We start from the raw sequence: 14,376 nt of genomic DNA on the forward strand, positions 1-14,376 counted from the left end.
GCCCTTCGTCACGTCCTGCGCGAAAACAGCCGCGCACCAAGGGGGACACGCCATGAAGGTCGCCATCCAGATGGACCCGATCGGCTCGATCAACATCGACGCCGATTCCACGTTCCGTCTTGCCGAGGAAGCTCAGTCGCGGGGGGCGGACCTGTTCTATTACCATCCCGACAAGCTTGCGTGGAACGAAGGCCGTGTGACCGCGCGCGGCTGGCCCCTGACGGTCCGTCGGGAGAAGGGAAACCACTTCACTCTCGGCCAGGACGCGACGGTCGACCTTGCAACGTTCGACGTGGTCTGGCTGCGCCAGGACCCGCCTTTCGACATGGGGTACATCACGACGACCCACATCCTGGAACGGATCGGAGGCCGGACGCTGGTCGTGAACGATCCTTTCTGGGTGCGGAATTTCCCCGAGAAGCTCCTCGTCCTTCAGTTTCCCGATCTGACCCCGCCCACGATGATCGCCCGCGACCTCGATGCGATCCGTGCCTTCCGCAAGGCGCACGGCGATATCATCCTGAAGCCGCTCTACGGCAACGGCGGCGCGGGCGTCTTCCGTATGACGCCCGATGATCGCAACCTCGTCTCGCTGCACGAGCTTTTCGCGAGCATGACCCGCGAACCCCTGATCGCGCAGAAGTTCATTCCCGATGTGTCGAACGGCGACAAGCGTATCATCCTGGTGGACGGTGAACCCATCGGCGCCATCAACCGCGTCCCGCCCGAGGGAGAGACGCGGTCGAACCTCCATGTCGGCGGAACGGCGGTGAAGGTGGGGCTGACTGCGCGGGACCAGGAGATCTGCGCCGAAATCGGGCCGCTCCTGCGGGAAAAGGGGCAGGTCTTCGTCGGCATCGACGTCATCGGCGACTACCTGACCGAGATCAACGTGACCTCGCCCACGGGCCTTCAGGAACTGGAGCGGTTCGACGGGATAAATGCCGCCGGGGCGATCTGGGATGCGATCGACGCCCGCCTCGCAGGATGACGCGCGGCGCATAAGCCTGCGGCTCGCGATCCTGAATCGTGTGTTGCGGCGGGTCGTGCTCTCCTGGATCGCACACGGACCCCCGAGGCGGCGGGGCGCGACCTCGAGTTGGCCTGTCGCATCTTCCTGCACGGCCCGCGTCACGACGAGCGCAAGATCGACCTCGGTGGCGTGCCCGCCCTGGAGATCCTCCCAAGGCGAGTGACCGGCGAGGGTGTCATCCTCTTTCTTCACGGCGGGGGCTATGTGGCCGGCAGCCCCCGCACGCATCGGGCGATGATGGCGCGTCTCGCGGACCTCAGCGGGCGGCGTGTCCTGATGCCGGACTACCGTCTCGCGCCCGAGCATCGTTTTCCGGCGGCCTTCGATGATGCGCTGCGCGCGGCACGCGCTCTCAGCGGCACGCCCTGGGTCATCGGCGGCGATAGCGCGGGCGGCGGCCTCGCCCTCGCCGTGCGCGCTGCCCTCGACCCCGACGACGCGCCGCGTGGCGCGTTCGCCTTTTCACCCTGGACGGATCTCACACTGACGGGGCAGTCGCTCGGTGCAAACGCGGAGCGGGACTGTCTACTTCCGGCCGACCGGGCGGGCGAGCTTGTCAACCTGGTGCTGGCGGACGCCGACCCCTCGGACCCTCGGGTATCGCCCCTCTTCGCGCAGGCGGGCCTTGGGACGCCTGTGCTCCTTCAGGTCAGCGATACCGAGATTCTGCGTGACGACACGATGCGCCTGGCCGACCGTCTGCGCGAGGCGGGGACGGACGTGACGGTTGAGACATGGCCGGACGCGCCGCATGTCTGGCAGATGCTCGATGGCTGGGTGCCGGAAGCGCGCGAGGCGCTGCGGCACGTCGCGGCCTTCGTCGAGACCCGGCTCAGCCTGCCGCGCTCGGGATCCGGAAGCTGATCGCCTCGGCCACGTGAGGTTTGCGGACGTCGTCGCTGCCGTCGAGGTCCGCGATGGTCCGGGCGACGCGGATCACGCGATGATAGCCCCGCGCCGAAAGGCCCACCCGCTCGGCCGCCGTCAGCAGGAGGGCGCGCCCCTCGGCGTCGGGTGTCGCGACAGCTTCGAGCAGCGTTCCCTCGGCATCGGCGTTGACGGTGACCTCGGGATGATCCGCGAAGCGCCGGGCCTGGGCCGTCCGTGCCGCGGCGACCCGGCGCGCGATCGCGGCCGAAGGCTCGCCGTCGGCGGGCAGGTCGAGATCCTGGAACGACACGGGCGGTACATCGACCCTGAGATCGAAACGGTCCATCAGCGGCCCCGAGATCCGTCCCATGTAATCCTCGCCACAGTTCGGCGCGCGGTTGCAGGCACGGGCGGCGTCCGCGAGGTGACCGCACTTGCACGGGTTCGCCGCGGCGATCAGCAGGAAGCGGCAAGGGTATCGCACATGCGCGTTGGCGCGGGCGACCACGACGTCGCCTGTTTCGATCGGCTGGCGCAGCGTTTCGAGCACGCCTCGGGTATACTCCGGGAACTCATCCATGAAGAGGACGCCGTTGTGGGCGAGGCTGATCTCCCCCGGCTTGGCGCCCTTTCCACCGCCGACGATGGCTGCCATCGACGCGGTGTGGTGCGGCGCGCGGAAGGGCCGGCGTCGCGAGATGCCGCCGTCCTCGATCAGCCCTGCAAGTGAATGCACCATGGAGGTCTGGAGCGCCTCTTCGGGGCTGAGATCGGGCAGGATGCCGGGGAGACGCGCCGCGAGCATCGACTTGCCGGAGCCGGGCGGTCCGACGAGCAGCATGTGGTGGCGCCCGGCGGCGGCGATTTCCAGGGCACGCTTCGCCCGCTCCTGCCCCTTCACCTCCGAGAGGTCGCGACCGGAGTGATGCGCCGAGACTTCGCCGGGCACGCTGATGTCGATCGGTCGCGCGCCCGTCAGGTGCTGAATGGCCGCGCCCAGATCGCGCGGCGCCACAACAGGCGTATCGCCGACCCAGGCCGCCTCGGCACCCGAAGCCTCGGGGCAGAGCAGGCTGCGCCCGGCTTCCGCCGCCGCAAGCGCCGCGGGAAGTGCCCCCGCCACGGGGACCAGCATCCCGTCGAGCGATAACTCTCCAAGTGACACCAGCCCCTCTACCGCGTCGGGAGGCAGGATCCCGATGGCGGCCAGAAGAGCGAGCGCAATGGGAAGATCGAAATGCGACCCTTCTTTCGGCAAGTCGGCCGGCGAGAGGTTTATGGTGATCCGCCTGGGCGGAAGCGCGATCGAGAGCGTGTTGAGAGCAGCGCGCACGCGCTCCTTCGCCTCGCTGACGGCCTTGTCGGGCAGACCGACCAGCGAGAAATGCGGAACCCCTGGCGACAGGGCGCATTGAACCTGCACCAGCCGGGCGTCGATGCCTTCGAAGGCGACGGTGTAGGTTTGGGCGATCATGCTGTCCCGACCGGTTTCGCCCGATTTGTCGGCGCTCGCCGTTAAGGCTGGATTAACGCTGATGCGCCTCGAGGAGCTTGGTCGGTCGGAACGGCCAGAAACTCCGCCTTTGGTCGTAGATCCACGGGAAGATGGAACCGATGCCGCCGCGGCGAATTGATCCGACTGAAAGCCGGTGTCGTAACGAGAAGGCAATCAGGGAGAGCGCCATGGATACAACGATAGACCAGTCGCTGTCGCGCAAGGCCATGAAGGCCGAGCTTCTCGATGCCGAAACCGAGCTTCGTCTCGCATACGCCTGGCGCGATGAACACGACGTGGAAGCCCTTCACCGCCTCATCAACGCCTACATGCGGCTTGCCATTTCGATGGCCGCGAAGTTTCGCCGCTATGGCGCTCCGATGAACGATCTCATTCAGGAGGCGGGCCTTGGTCTGATGAAGGCGGCCGAGAAGTTCGATCCCGACCGCGGCGTGCGCTTTTCGACCTATGCCGTGTGGTGGATCAAGGCGTCGATTCAGGACTACGTGATGCGCAACTGGTCGATGGTTCGCACCGGATCGACCTCGTCGCAGAAGTCCCTTTTCTTCAACATGCGCCGCGTTCAGGCCCGCATCGAGCGTGAGGCGGCAGGTCGCGGAGACCTGCCCGACCGCCACCGGATGCGGGAAATGATCGCCAAGGAAGTTGGCGTCCCGCTCCACGATGTCGAAATGATGGAAGGGCGCCTTTCTGGTTCCGATTTCTCGCTCAACGCGACCCAGTCCGCAGACGACGAAGGTCGCGAGTGGATCGAGACCTTGGAGGATGAAACCGCCCGCCAGTCCGAGACGGTCGAACAGACGCGCGATATCCAGACATTGCGGAGTTGGCTCGTCCAGGCACTTTCCGCGCTGAACGATCGCGAGCGCTTTATCGTTCGCGAGCGGAAGCTTCGCGAGGATCCCCGCACCCTCGAAAGCCTCGGCGCCGAGCTTGGATTGTCAAAAGAGCGTGTCCGCCAGCTCGAGGCTGCAGCCTTCGCGAAGATGCGCAAGAACCTCGAATCCCAATCGCGCGAAGTCTACGGATTTCTCGTCTGATCCCGGCTACGTCCCTCGTATCCCCCCTCGGCCGGCTTACGCCGGCCATTTTTTTGCGACCTGCACCAGGCATGTCCCGGACTGCCCAGCATCTTGCCCCGGCGGATGCGTCCCCCTAACACTGTGTGCGGAAAGGCGGACCCATGCTCCACGGCAAGCGCATACTCCTCATCGTCGGCGGTGGCATCGCGGCCTACAAGGCGCTCGAGCTGATCCGTCTCATTCGAAAGGCGGGCGGGTCGGTCACGCCGGTCCTGACCCGCGCGGCGCAGGAATTCGTCACCCCGCTTTCGGCCTCGGCCCTTGCCGCCGAGAAGGTCTTCACCGACCTCTTCGACCTGACCGACGAGGCCGAGATGGGCCACATCGAATTGTCGCGCTCGGCCGATCTGCTTGTCGTCGCCCCGGCCACCGCGGACCTGATGGCGAAGATGGCGCAGGGCCACGCCGACGACCTTGCATCGACCCTGCTCGTGGCAACCGACACACCGGTACTGATGGCGCCCGCCATGAACGTCCGGATGTGGTTGCACCCCGCCACGCAGCGGAACCTTGCCACTCTCGAAGCGGACGGCATTGCCCGCGTCGGACCGGACGAGGGTGACATGGCCTGCGGCGAGCACGGACCTGGCCGGATGGCCGAGCCGACGGCGATCCTCGAGGCGATTGTCGACAGGCTGGGGAGAGGTCCGCTGTCGGGCAGGCACATCCTCGTCACCTCCGGGCCGACGCACGAACCGATCGATCCGGTGCGCTATATCGCCAATCGCTCGTCCGGCGCGCAGGGCACGGCCATAGGAGCGGCGCTCGTCCGACTTGGAGCGAAGGTGACCTTCATCACGGGACCCGCCACGGCGGCGCCGCCAGAGGGCGTCTCGGTCGTTCGGGTCGAGACGGCGCGCGAGATGCTGAAGGCGGTCGAGGCTGCGCTTCCTGCCGACGCGGCGGTCTTTGCCGCTGCCGTGGCGGACTGGCGCGTGTCCTCATCCTCGGGGTCGAAGATCAAGAAGGACGGAAGCGGATCTCCTCCGTCTCTGTCGCTTGACGAGAACCCGGACATCCTGGCGACGGTCTCCCGCATGACCGGGGGCAGACCGCGCCTCGTCATAGGTTTCGCCGCCGAGACGGATGACGTGGTCGCCAACGCCACCGCCAAGCGGGCCCGAAAGGGGTGCGACTGGATCGTGGCGAACGACGTTTCTCCCGCGACCGGCATCATGGGCGGGACCGAGAACGCCGTCACCGTTATCGACGACAGCGGCGCCGAAGCCTGGCCCCGTGCCACGAAGGAGCAGGTGGCGAGGCGCCTCGCCAATCGTATAGCCGACGCGCTGGAATGACGCCTGTCGTGCGGATGGCCTGGCTGCCGGGGGCGGATACGGCTCTGCCGCTGCCGACCTACGAGACCGCAGGGGCGGCGGGGGCGGATCTCCGCGCGAACTTCCCGCTCGAGGATCGAGGCGGCGTGACCCTTCGCCCAGGTGAGCGGCGGCTTGTTCCCACCGGCCTCATGGTCGAGGTGCCGGACGGCTTTGAGTTGCAGGTCCGCCCCCGGTCGGGCGCAGCACTGAGGCACGGCCTGTCGATCCCGAACGCGCCCGGCACGGTCGACAGCGACTATCGTGGACCGCTCGGGGTGATCCTCGCAAACCTGGGCGATGCGCCCATTCACATCGGGCATGGCGACCGCATTGCCCAGGCCGTCGTCGCGCCCGTCGCGCAGGCAAGGTTCGAGCTTGCCGAGACGCTTTCCGACACGGCGAGAGGAACCGGCGGCTTCGGCTCCACGGGGCGGCGCTGATGGCGCTGGTCCTCGCCTTGGCGGCCGCCCTCTGGGTCCTCGGAGCTTTCCTCAAGGTGCCCCGGGCGCGCCGGATCTATCTGATGATCGCGCTCTATGTCGCGGTCCTCGGTATCCACCTGCTTTTGCCGGACGAGCATCCCGTGCGAATGGCGACGGGCCGAAGCGCGGATGTCTGGCTGATCATCGGAGCGGTTGCCGCTGCCGCAGGGCTCTACGCGGTCTGGATTCGCCGTCTCCGGGATCGCGCGCGACCCGCTCACTCGGATGCCGTGTCCCCGCCGCGCGACACGTCGTCGTCCGAACTGGAGCGCAATGCCCGCCACATCGTCCTGCGCGAAATCGGCGGCCCGGGGCAGAAGCGGCTGAAGGAGGCGCGCGTCCTCGTCATCGGCGCGGGCGGACTTGGCGCACCGGCGCTTCAGTATCTCGCGGCGGCCGGCGTGGGGACCATCGGCGTGATCGACCACGATACCGTCGACAACTCCAACCTTCAGCGTCAGGTGATCCACATCGATGCAAGGGTCGGGATGCCGAAGGTCTTTTCCGCACGCGAGGCGATGCTCGCGCAGAACCCGCACATCGCGGTCCGGCCTTATCACCGCCGCCTGACCGGCGACATCGCTGCAGAACTTGTCGACGACTACGACATCATCCTGGACGGCACGGACGATGTCGCGACGCGCTATCTGGTGAACGAGGTGGCCGTGGCCCAGGGCAAGCCGCTGGTCTCTGCCGCCATCAGCCAGTGGGAAGGTCAGATCAGCGTTTTCGATCCCGCACGGGACGCCCCCTGCTATGCCTGCGTCTTCCCTGAACCCGCGGCGAGGGGCCTTGCTCCATCCTGCGCCGAAGGCGGCGTCCTCGGTCCATTGCCAGGCGTTCTGGGTGCCATGATGGCAGTCGAGACAGTGAAGCTGATCGCCCGGACGGGTGAACCGCTTCGCGGTCGACTGATGATCTACGACGCTCTCTACGCCGAGGTCCGGACCATCGGCGTGAAGAAGCGCAGCGACTGTCGGGTGTGCGGGTCGCGGAATTGAGCTCTGGATCATCGGCGCAACGACTCCTAGCTATTGTGGACAGGAGTTTCCCATGACGAATGCCCTTCTCGCCGACTGGACCACCCCGTTCGGTCTTCCTCCCTTCGACCGGATCGCAGACGAGGATTTCGACCCTGCCTTCGAGGCCGCGCTGACGGACGCCCGAGCCAGAATCGCGCGGATCGCCACGAACCCCGAACCCCCGACCTTCGGCAATACCATCGAGGCGCTGGAGCTTGCCGACCGGCAGTTGTCGAAGGTCATGTCGGCGTTCTACGTGCTTGCCTCGACATCCTCGAACGACGCGCGCGAGGCGCTTCAACGGTCGTTCAGCCCCAGGCTTGCGGTCTATTCGTCCGAGATCACGGCCAACCGCCCCCTCTTCCAGCGCATCGAGGCTCTGTGGGAGGCCAGGGAGGACATGGACCTGACCGTCGAGCAGGCGCGGGTCCTGATGCTGACGCACCGGGGCTTCGTCCGGTCAGGCGCGCGGCTTGAAGGCAAGGCGGCGGATCGGCTGAAGTCGGTCAAGGAAAGGCTGGCTGTCCTCGGGACCCAGTTCACGCAGAACCTCCTCGCCGATGAGCGCGACTGGTCGATGCCCCTGTCGGAAGACGACCTAGCACCACTCCCCGACTTCCTGGTGTCGGCCGCCCGCTCTGCCGGGGACGAGACGGGCAAGAGAACGGCCGTCGTCACGCTGTCGCGCTCGCTGATCGTGCCATTCCTGCAGTTTTCCCCCAACCGGACCTTGCGCGAAAAGGCCTGGCGGGCCTGGACGGGGCGAGGTGCCAACGGCGGGCCGACAGATAACCGGACCATCGCTGCCGAGATCCTTGCCTTGCGGGACGAGCGCGCCCGTCTTCTGGGCTATGACAGCTTCGCGGCCTACAAGCTCGAGACCGAGATGGCCGGTACGCCCGAGAGGGTGCGCGATCTTCTGATGGAGGTCTGGACCCACGCGCGTGCCTCGGCAGATCGCGATGGCGCGCGTCTGACCGAGATGCTTCACGCAGACGGAATCGCCGGGCCGCTGGAGCCGTGGGACTGGCGGTACTATTCCGAGAAGCGACGTGCGACGGAACACGACCTGAACGAGGCCGAGCTGAAGCCCTATCTCCAACTCGACCGGATGATCGAGGCGGCCTTTGCGGTGGCGCACCGGCTTTTCGGGATCGAGGCCATGCCGATCGACGTGGCGCTGCACCATCCCGACGCCCGAGCCTGGGAGATCACGCGCGACGGCCGGCACCTGGCGGTGTTCATTGGCGACTATTTCGCGCGCGGCTCCAAGCGGTCGGGCGCCTGGTGCTCGGCCTTGCGCAGCCAAAGCCGGACGGACGAGGAGGTGGCGCCCGTCGTCATCAACGTGTGCAACTTCGTCAAACCGGCAGAAGGTCGTCCGGCCCTTCTGTCCTACGACGACGCGCGGACACTCTTCCACGAGTTCGGCCATGCGCTGCACCAGATGCTGTCCGACGTGACCTACGAAAGCATCTCGGGCACCTCTGTCGCACGCGACTTCGTCGAGCTTCCGAGCCAGCTTTATGAGCACTGGCTCGAGGTGCCAGACGTGCTGGCCGAGTTCGCGACCCACGCCGAGACCGGCGAGCCGATGCCCGAGGCGCTTTTGCGGAAGGTGCTGGCGACTGCGACCTACGACATGGGCTTCCAGACGGTCGAATACATCGGCTCGGCCCTTGTCGACCTGGACTTTCACGCCGGTCCCGCGCCCGCCGACCCGATGCAGAGGCAGGCCGAGGTGCTGGACGCGCTCGGCATGCCGCATGCTATCCCGATGCGCCACGCAACGCCGCATTTCGCGCATGTCTTCTCGGGTGACGGCTATTCGAGCGGTTACTACAGCTACATGTGGTCCGAGGTGATGGATGCCGACGCGTTCGAGGCGTTCCTCGAGGCGGGAGACCCCTTCGATCCCGAAATCGCCGAACGTCTTGAAGCGCATATCCTGTCGGCCGGCGGTTCAAGCGATGCCGCCGACCTCTACATCGCCTTCCGCGGACGGATGCCCGGGCCCGAGGCCCTGCTTCGGGGACGGGGGTTGACGGGGTGAGCGAGGTAATCCGGACGTTGCAATGCTTCGGCAATCTACTTACGTGATCCTTCAGGACACACGAGATACAGGAACATGATCCGGTTCGCTTTGAGATGCGGCAACGGCCACGGCTTCGAGAGCTGGTTTCAGTCGAACGACGCGTTCGACGGGCTGAAGCGTGACGGTCTAGTCACATGCCCGTCGTGCCAGTCGGCCGAAATCGACAAGGATCTCATGTCTCCCGGCGTCAGACCCGCTCGCAAGACGTCCGATCCTGCGCCCCAGCCGATGACCAATGCACCCGACGTGGCCGAGGCGATCAAGGCCCTGAAGGCGCACGTCGAGAAGAATTCGGATTACGTCGGCAACCGTTTCGCAGAAGAAGCGCGTGCGATGCACCTGGGCGACAAGCCAAGCCGGTCGATCCACGGCGAGGCCCGGCCCGAGGAAGCGCGCAAGCTGATCGAAGACGGCGTGCCGGCGCTGCCTCTGCCCTTCATCCCGCGCCAGAAGACGAACTGAGCCCTACTTCTCGCCCGGCCGTGTCAGCGAGAAAAGCTCGGTGATCTGGCTGTAGTCGCGATAACCCAGACGGGTCAGGGGATGAAACGTCAGCACGTCGAAGCGACCATCCCTGATGCAGTCGTCGCGCATGTGAACGCCGATAACTTCACCCAGAACCAGATAATTCGCTTCGCCTCGCAATGTGACGATGTCCGTCAGCCGGCATTCCAGCGAGGCCGGTGCAGCGGCGACGCGCGAGCAGGCGATGGTCTCGCATTCGGTCCGTGCGATCTCGGCCAGTTCGAACTCGTCCACCTCCTTCGGCCAGGGGCCGGAGGTGCGGTTCATCACATCCTTCATCGCGTATTCGACGATGTTCACACAGAACACCCCGGTCTCTCGGATGTTCGACACGCTGTCCTTGGTGCCGTCGCGGTCGTCCTTCGCACTGGTCGAGGCGAACATGACCTGCGGCGGCACGTAGGCCACCGCATTGAAGAAGGAATAGGGCGCCAGGTTCTCGGACCCGTCATCGCCGCGCGTCGAGATCCACCCGATCGGCCGAGGCGTCACGATTGCGTTGAACGGGTTGTGCGGAAGACCGTGACCTTCCTCGGGACGGTAGAACATGCGGACTCCATTCAGGTTTGTTCCGACCTAGCGCATGTGCTAGGCGCGGGGCCAGCCGAAAAGGGCAGGGCGGGCAGGTGGAACTCAGCCGGGAACGGACGGAAGACTGGTGGGAGGTCGAGGCGCTTTACGACCTCTGCTTCGCCCCGGGCCGGGAGGCGCTGTCGTCCTATCGGTTGCGCGACGGGATCCCCCCGGTGGCCGAGTTGTGCCTCGTCGCGCGAGACGAGGCCGGCATCGTGGCGGGCGCGATCCGGTACTGGCCGGTCCGGGTCGGACACTGGCCTGCGCTTCTTCTCGGTCCGGTCGCCGTCCACCCGACGCATCAGGGCGAAGGGCTGGGCGCCTTCCTCATCGAAAGCACGCTGGACCGCGCCCACGGCTGGGACAGGGTGATGCTCGTCGGCGACGCGCCGTATTATAGCCGCTTCGGGTTCGAAAAACTTGAAGGGGTCGTGATGCCTCCTCCCACGAACCCCGACCGCGTTCTCGGACGCGAGTTGACGGAGGGCGCGTGGGAAGGCGTTGCAGGCGACGTGACGCAGTGGAGCGACTGACCTACTCGGCTGCTTCGTTTGTCTTGAGCCTGTCCGCCTTCTTTCGCACCAGAACCGTCCGTAGGTCGTGCATCGCGAGAAGCAGCGCATCCGAGACCCGATCAAGCTCCTCGGGCGTCGCGCGCTGCTGCGCCCAGGTGGCGGTCAGGTTCAAACGATCAACCGTGCGAAGGATGTCGTCGACCTCCCTCTGGGAAAGAAGAGCCTGCCTTTCGGCGAGCCAGTCACGGATCGCGGCATCCTCCTCGGGCGACAGCTCGTGCGAGCCGTGCCCCTTCACCTCGCCGTTCCTGGCGTTGACGACGGCGATCTGCGTCATCTCGATGCGGCGCATCCGCGTCTCGGTCTCGACGCGGAACACGACGGCGCCACCGTCCCGAATGCGGAAATAGAATTCGGGAAGCTCGCCTGACATGCACCTGTCCCCCATTGCCATCTGCGGAATCGGTAACAGTCGCGTCACCGTTTGACCAGATGACGAGGGTTCGGATGACCTGTTGCGCAACAGAGCTATATGAATGGAGTTGGCGTCCCGGAGGACTACAGTGACTGACGTATTCCTACACGGCCTTGCGACGGCCCTTCCGCCGCACGAGCTGCCCCAGACGATCGTGCAGGAACGCGCCAGGGAGATCCTGGGCCCGCGGTATCCCCAGTTCGACCGGCTGTTCAAGACATTCACCACATCGGGTGTGGAGACGCGCCGTTCGGTGGTGCCGCTCGAATGGTTCTCGGACGATCATGCCTGGGCGGACCGCAACGCCCGGTACATGGACGGCGGCGTGGAGCTTTTCATCGACGCTGCCGAGGGCGCCTTGAAGGACGCCGGCTGGCGGGCGTCGGACGTGGACTGCATCGTCACGGTATCCTCCACCGGCATCGCCACCCCGACGCTCGAGGCGCAGGCCTCGAAGCGCATGGGCTTTCGGGAAGACGTGATGCGCGTGCCCGTGTTCGGCCTCGGCTGCGCAGGCGGCGTATCGGGCCTTTCGGTCGCGCGCACCTTCGCCGCTTCGCAGCCGGGGACGCGTGTTCTGCTTGTCGTGGTCGAGACCTGCACATTGTCGTTCCGGACCGACCGCCTCCAGAAGGCCGATATCATCGCCACGGTTCTTTTCGGCGATGGCGCGGCAGGTGCCTGCCTCTCGACCGAAGCCTCCTCGGGTCGGGTCGTGACCCTGGGGCGGGGCATTCAGAAGACCTGGCCCGACACGCTGGCAATCATGGGATGGGATGTCGACGACACCGGGCTTGGCGTCATCTTTGACCGGTCGATCCCGGAATTCGTGACCGAGAACTTCGCTGCCGCCACCGCAGAGGCGCTGACGGCCGCCGGGCTCCGGGCCGAGGACGTTGACAGGTTCGTCTGCCACCCGGGCGGCGCAAAGGTGGTCGATGCCATCGAAGGTGCGCTGCACCTCGAACAGGGGTCGCTTCAAGCCGAGCGTGAAGTATTGCGCCAGGCAGGAAACATGTCGGCGCCAACGGTTCTTTTCGTCCTGAAGGCCGTTCTGGAAGAAGGTCGCACGGGTCAGATGGTGGCCTGCGCGCTTGGCCCTGGCTTCACGGCGGCGTACCTGCCGTTCACCGTCGAGCCTGAGGCCGTGGCGATGGCGGCCGAATGACCACGGGGGCGGCTCTCTTCATCGCCTTCCTCGTCGTTCAGCGACTGTCCGAGCTTGCAATCGCACGTCGCAATACGGCGCGCCTTCTGGCAGAGGGCGCCCGGGAAGTGGCGCCCGGCCATTATCCTCTGATCGTCGCGCTGCACACGGGTTGGCTTCTGTCCATCGTTTGGTTCGGCTACGACGAACCGATCCTCTGGGGTTGGCTGGTCGTCTTCGCCGTCCTCCAAGGCCTCAGGCTCTGGATCCTCGGCACTCTTGGTCGCCGCTGGACGACGCGGATCATCGTCACGGACGAGCCGCTGGTGGCGGAGGGTCCGTTCCGATACCTGCGCCATCCCAACTACACCCTGGTGGTCGCCGAAATCTTCGTCGCACCCATGGTCCTTGGTCTGACAGGAGTCGCGCTTGTCTTTACGGTCCTGAACGCGCTTGTCCTCTTCATCCGCATCCGCGCCGAGGATGGGGCGTTGCGCCCCGCAGGTTAGGACAAGCCGGCGCAGAAGTCCTGCACGCGGGCGCAGGCTTCCTTCAGTTGCTCGTCCGACGTCGCATAGCTGACGCGGAAACAGGGCGAGAGACCGAAGGCCGCGCCGAAGACGACGGCCACTCCGGTCTCCTCCAGGAGCGCGCGGCAGAAGTCCTCGTCCGTCTCGATCCGGCTGCCCGAGCGGGATGTCTTTCCGATGCAACCGGCAATCGAGGGATAGACGTAGAACGCACCCTGCGGCACGGGGCAATCGATACCCTCCGCCGCGTTGAGGCCTTCGACGACGAGGTCACGCCGCCGCAGGAAGAGCTTTGCGTTCTCGGCAAGGAAGTCCTGCGGCCCGTTCAGCGCGGCGACCGAGGCCCACTGGCTGATCGAGCAGGGATTGGACGTCGACTGCGACTGGATTTTCCGCATCGCGCCGATAAGGGCCGTGGGTCCGCCGGCATAGCCGATGCGCCATCCGGTCATGGCATAGGCCTTCGACACGCCGTTGACGGTCAAGGTGCGCTCGTAGAGCGACGGTGCCACCTGCGCGGGCGTGCGGAAATCGAAACCGGGAAAGGCGATGTGCTCGTACATGTCGTCGGTCATTACCCAGACATGGGGATGGCGTTCCAGCACCTCGGTCAGGGCCTTGAGCTGGTCGGGCGAATAGCCTGCGCCGGTGGGGTTCGAGGGCGAGTTGAAGATCAGCCATTTCGTGCGCGGCGTGATCGCAGCCTCAAGCTGGTCGGGCGTGATACGGAACCCGTTCTCGAACGCGCCCACCACTTCGACCGGCTCGCCACCCGCAAGCCGCACCATGTCCGGATAGCTGACCCAATAGGGCGCGGGCACGATAACTTCGTCCCCGGGGTTCAAAGTCGCCATCAGGGCGTTATAAAGAACCTGCTTGCCTCCGGTACCGACCGTGATCTGGTCGGGCGTGTAGGCGAGTCCGTTCTCGCGGCGGAATTTCTCGACGATCGCCTGCTTAAGCTCGGGGATCCCGTCGACCGCCGTATAGCGCGTGTGGCCCGCGTCGATGGCACGCTTGCCGGCTTCGCGGATGTGTTCCGGTGTCGGGAAGTCCGGCTCTCCGGCGCCGAGGCCGATCACGTCGCGTCCGGCCGCCTTCAGTTCGGCGGCAAGCGTGGTGACGGCAATTGTCGGCGATGGTTTGACGCGATCGAGCGTCGCGGAGAGAAAGGGCATGGTCGCACTCGCGC

The 14,376-nt window shown here is 66.0% G+C and carries 15 protein-coding genes; 11 read left to right on the forward strand and 4 right to left on the reverse strand.

Going from position 1 to position 14,376, the window contains the following annotated elements; all coding sequences use genetic code 11:
• Nucleotides 1-52 precede the first annotated feature (52 nt).
• Both gshB and C8D95_RS01710 read left to right on the forward strand, forming a co-directional pair.
• Nucleotides 53-991 (forward strand): glutathione synthase, encoded by a 939-nt coding sequence (gene gshB, locus C8D95_RS01705; RefSeq protein WP_109757408.1) that lies wholly within the window; start codon nt 53-55, stop codon nt 989-991.
• Between the two features lie 108 nt (nt 992-1,099).
• On the forward strand, nt 1,100-1,897 hold the full coding sequence (locus tag C8D95_RS01710) for an alpha/beta hydrolase (protein WP_164721560.1): 798 nt from the start codon (nt 1,100-1,102) through the stop codon (nt 1,895-1,897).
• On the opposite strand, the gene C8D95_RS01715 is transcribed toward C8D95_RS01710, so the two are convergent.
• Complete coding sequence (locus tag C8D95_RS01715; protein WP_109757410.1) at nt 1,866-3,377, reverse strand: YifB family Mg chelatase-like AAA ATPase; 1,512 nt, start codon at nt 3,375-3,377, stop codon at nt 1,866-1,868. The genes C8D95_RS01710 and C8D95_RS01715 overlap by 32 nt on opposite strands.
• A gap of 209 nt (nt 3,378-3,586) precedes the next feature.
• Between C8D95_RS01715 and C8D95_RS01720 the strand changes: the two genes are divergently transcribed.
• The 6 genes from C8D95_RS01720 (at nt 3,587) to C8D95_RS01745 (ending at nt 9,881) form a co-directional block, all read left to right on the forward strand.
• Nucleotides 3,587-4,459: an RNA polymerase factor sigma-32 gene (locus C8D95_RS01720; protein ID WP_109757411.1), complete on the forward strand. Its 873-nt coding sequence runs from the start codon at nt 3,587-3,589 to the stop codon at nt 4,457-4,459.
• A 143-nt stretch (nt 4,460-4,602) separates the two neighbouring features.
• Entirely contained in the window at nt 4,603-5,799 is a 1,197-nt protein-coding gene (gene coaBC, locus C8D95_RS01725; protein ID WP_109757412.1) for a bifunctional phosphopantothenoylcysteine decarboxylase/phosphopantothenate--cysteine ligase CoaBC, read from the forward strand.
• Nucleotides 5,796-6,260, forward strand: a complete 465-nt coding sequence (dut, locus tag C8D95_RS01730) for a dUTP diphosphatase (RefSeq protein WP_109757413.1) — start codon at nt 5,796-5,798, stop codon at nt 6,258-6,260. The genes coaBC and dut overlap by 4 nt, the downstream gene beginning before the upstream one ends.
• Nucleotides 6,260-7,303: a HesA/MoeB/ThiF family protein gene (locus C8D95_RS01735; RefSeq protein WP_109757414.1), complete on the forward strand. Its 1,044-nt coding sequence runs from the start codon at nt 6,260-6,262 to the stop codon at nt 7,301-7,303. The genes dut and C8D95_RS01735 overlap by 1 nt, the downstream gene beginning before the upstream one ends.
• A gap of 52 nt (nt 7,304-7,355) precedes the next feature.
• Nucleotides 7,356-9,377 (forward strand): M3 family metallopeptidase, encoded by a 2,022-nt coding sequence (locus C8D95_RS01740; RefSeq protein ID WP_109757415.1) that lies wholly within the window; start codon nt 7,356-7,358, stop codon nt 9,375-9,377.
• 75 nt (nt 9,378-9,452) lie between these two features.
• Nucleotides 9,453-9,881, forward strand: coding sequence for a DUF1178 family protein (locus C8D95_RS01745; RefSeq protein WP_109757416.1), 429 nt, complete (start codon nt 9,453-9,455; stop codon nt 9,879-9,881).
• A 3-nt stretch (nt 9,882-9,884) separates the two neighbouring features.
• Here the strand turns inward: C8D95_RS01745 and C8D95_RS01750 are convergent, their stop codons facing one another.
• Nucleotides 9,885-10,493, reverse strand: a complete 609-nt coding sequence (locus C8D95_RS01750; RefSeq protein ID WP_109757417.1) for a flavin reductase family protein — start codon at nt 10,491-10,493, stop codon at nt 9,885-9,887.
• A 77-nt stretch (nt 10,494-10,570) separates the two neighbouring features.
• On the opposite strand from C8D95_RS01750, the gene C8D95_RS01755 reads away from it, so the two are divergent.
• On the forward strand, nt 10,571-11,050 hold the full coding sequence (locus tag C8D95_RS01755; RefSeq protein ID WP_109757418.1) for a GNAT family N-acetyltransferase: 480 nt from the start codon (nt 10,571-10,573) through the stop codon (nt 11,048-11,050).
• A gap of 1 nt (nt 11,051) precedes the next feature.
• Here the strand turns inward: C8D95_RS01755 and C8D95_RS01760 are convergent, their stop codons facing one another.
• Nucleotides 11,052-11,465 (reverse strand): hypothetical protein, encoded by a 414-nt coding sequence (locus C8D95_RS01760; RefSeq protein ID WP_109757419.1) that lies wholly within the window; start codon nt 11,463-11,465, stop codon nt 11,052-11,054.
• Nucleotides 11,466-11,595: 130 nt separating this feature from the next.
• Here C8D95_RS01760 and C8D95_RS01765 point away from each other — a divergent pair, with 130 nt between their 5' ends.
• Both C8D95_RS01765 and C8D95_RS01770 read left to right on the forward strand, forming a co-directional pair.
• Entirely contained in the window at nt 11,596-12,675 is a 1,080-nt protein-coding gene (locus C8D95_RS01765; RefSeq protein WP_241239781.1) for a type III polyketide synthase, read from the forward strand.
• Nucleotides 12,672-13,163 carry an isoprenylcysteine carboxyl methyltransferase family protein gene (locus tag C8D95_RS01770; protein ID WP_109757421.1) on the forward strand — a complete coding sequence of 164 codons (492 nt, stop codon included), beginning with the start codon at nt 12,672-12,674 and terminating at the stop codon, nt 13,161-13,163. The genes C8D95_RS01765 and C8D95_RS01770 overlap by 4 nt, the downstream gene beginning before the upstream one ends.
• Here C8D95_RS01770 and C8D95_RS01775 read toward each other — a convergent pair.
• Nucleotides 13,160-14,362 (reverse strand): pyridoxal phosphate-dependent aminotransferase, encoded by a 1,203-nt coding sequence (locus C8D95_RS01775; RefSeq protein WP_109757422.1) that lies wholly within the window; start codon nt 14,360-14,362, stop codon nt 13,160-13,162. The two genes, C8D95_RS01770 and C8D95_RS01775, sit on opposite strands and share 4 nt — an antisense overlap.
• Nucleotides 14,363-14,376 lie beyond the last annotated feature (14 nt).

It is taken from the genome of Silicimonas algicola (genome assembly GCF_003148765.1).
Lineage (GTDB): Bacteria > Pseudomonadota > Alphaproteobacteria > Rhodobacterales > Rhodobacteraceae > Silicimonas > Silicimonas algicola.

Excerpts from the sequence above, each read along its gene's own strand:
- gshB (WP_109757408.1), top strand. The coding sequence starts at position 53 with ATGAAGGTCGCCATCCAGATGGACCCGATCGGCTCGATCAACATCGAC.
- C8D95_RS01715 (WP_109757410.1), bottom strand. The coding sequence starts at position 3,377 with ATGATCGCCCAAACCTACACCGTCGCCTTCGAAGGCATCGACGCCCGG.
- C8D95_RS01720 (WP_109757411.1), top strand. The coding sequence starts at position 3,587 with ATGGATACAACGATAGACCAGTCGCTGTCGCGCAAGGCCATGAAGGCC.
- coaBC (WP_109757412.1), top strand. The coding sequence starts at position 4,603 with ATGCTCCACGGCAAGCGCATACTCCTCATCGTCGGCGGTGGCATCGCG.
- dut (WP_109757413.1), top strand. The coding sequence starts at position 5,796 with ATGACGCCTGTCGTGCGGATGGCCTGGCTGCCGGGGGCGGATACGGCT.
- C8D95_RS01735 (WP_109757414.1), top strand. The coding sequence starts at position 6,260 with ATGGCGCTGGTCCTCGCCTTGGCGGCCGCCCTCTGGGTCCTCGGAGCT.
- C8D95_RS01740 (WP_109757415.1), top strand. The coding sequence starts at position 7,356 with ATGACGAATGCCCTTCTCGCCGACTGGACCACCCCGTTCGGTCTTCCT.
- C8D95_RS01745 (WP_109757416.1), top strand. The coding sequence starts at position 9,453 with ATGATCCGGTTCGCTTTGAGATGCGGCAACGGCCACGGCTTCGAGAGC.
- C8D95_RS01750 (WP_109757417.1), bottom strand. The coding sequence starts at position 10,493 with ATGTTCTACCGTCCCGAGGAAGGTCACGGTCTTCCGCACAACCCGTTC.
- C8D95_RS01760 (WP_109757419.1), bottom strand. The coding sequence starts at position 11,465 with ATGTCAGGCGAGCTTCCCGAATTCTATTTCCGCATTCGGGACGGTGGC.
- C8D95_RS01770 (WP_109757421.1), top strand. The coding sequence starts at position 12,672 with ATGACCACGGGGGCGGCTCTCTTCATCGCCTTCCTCGTCGTTCAGCGA.
- C8D95_RS01775 (WP_109757422.1), bottom strand. The coding sequence starts at position 14,362 with ATGCCCTTTCTCTCCGCGACGCTCGATCGCGTCAAACCATCGCCGACA.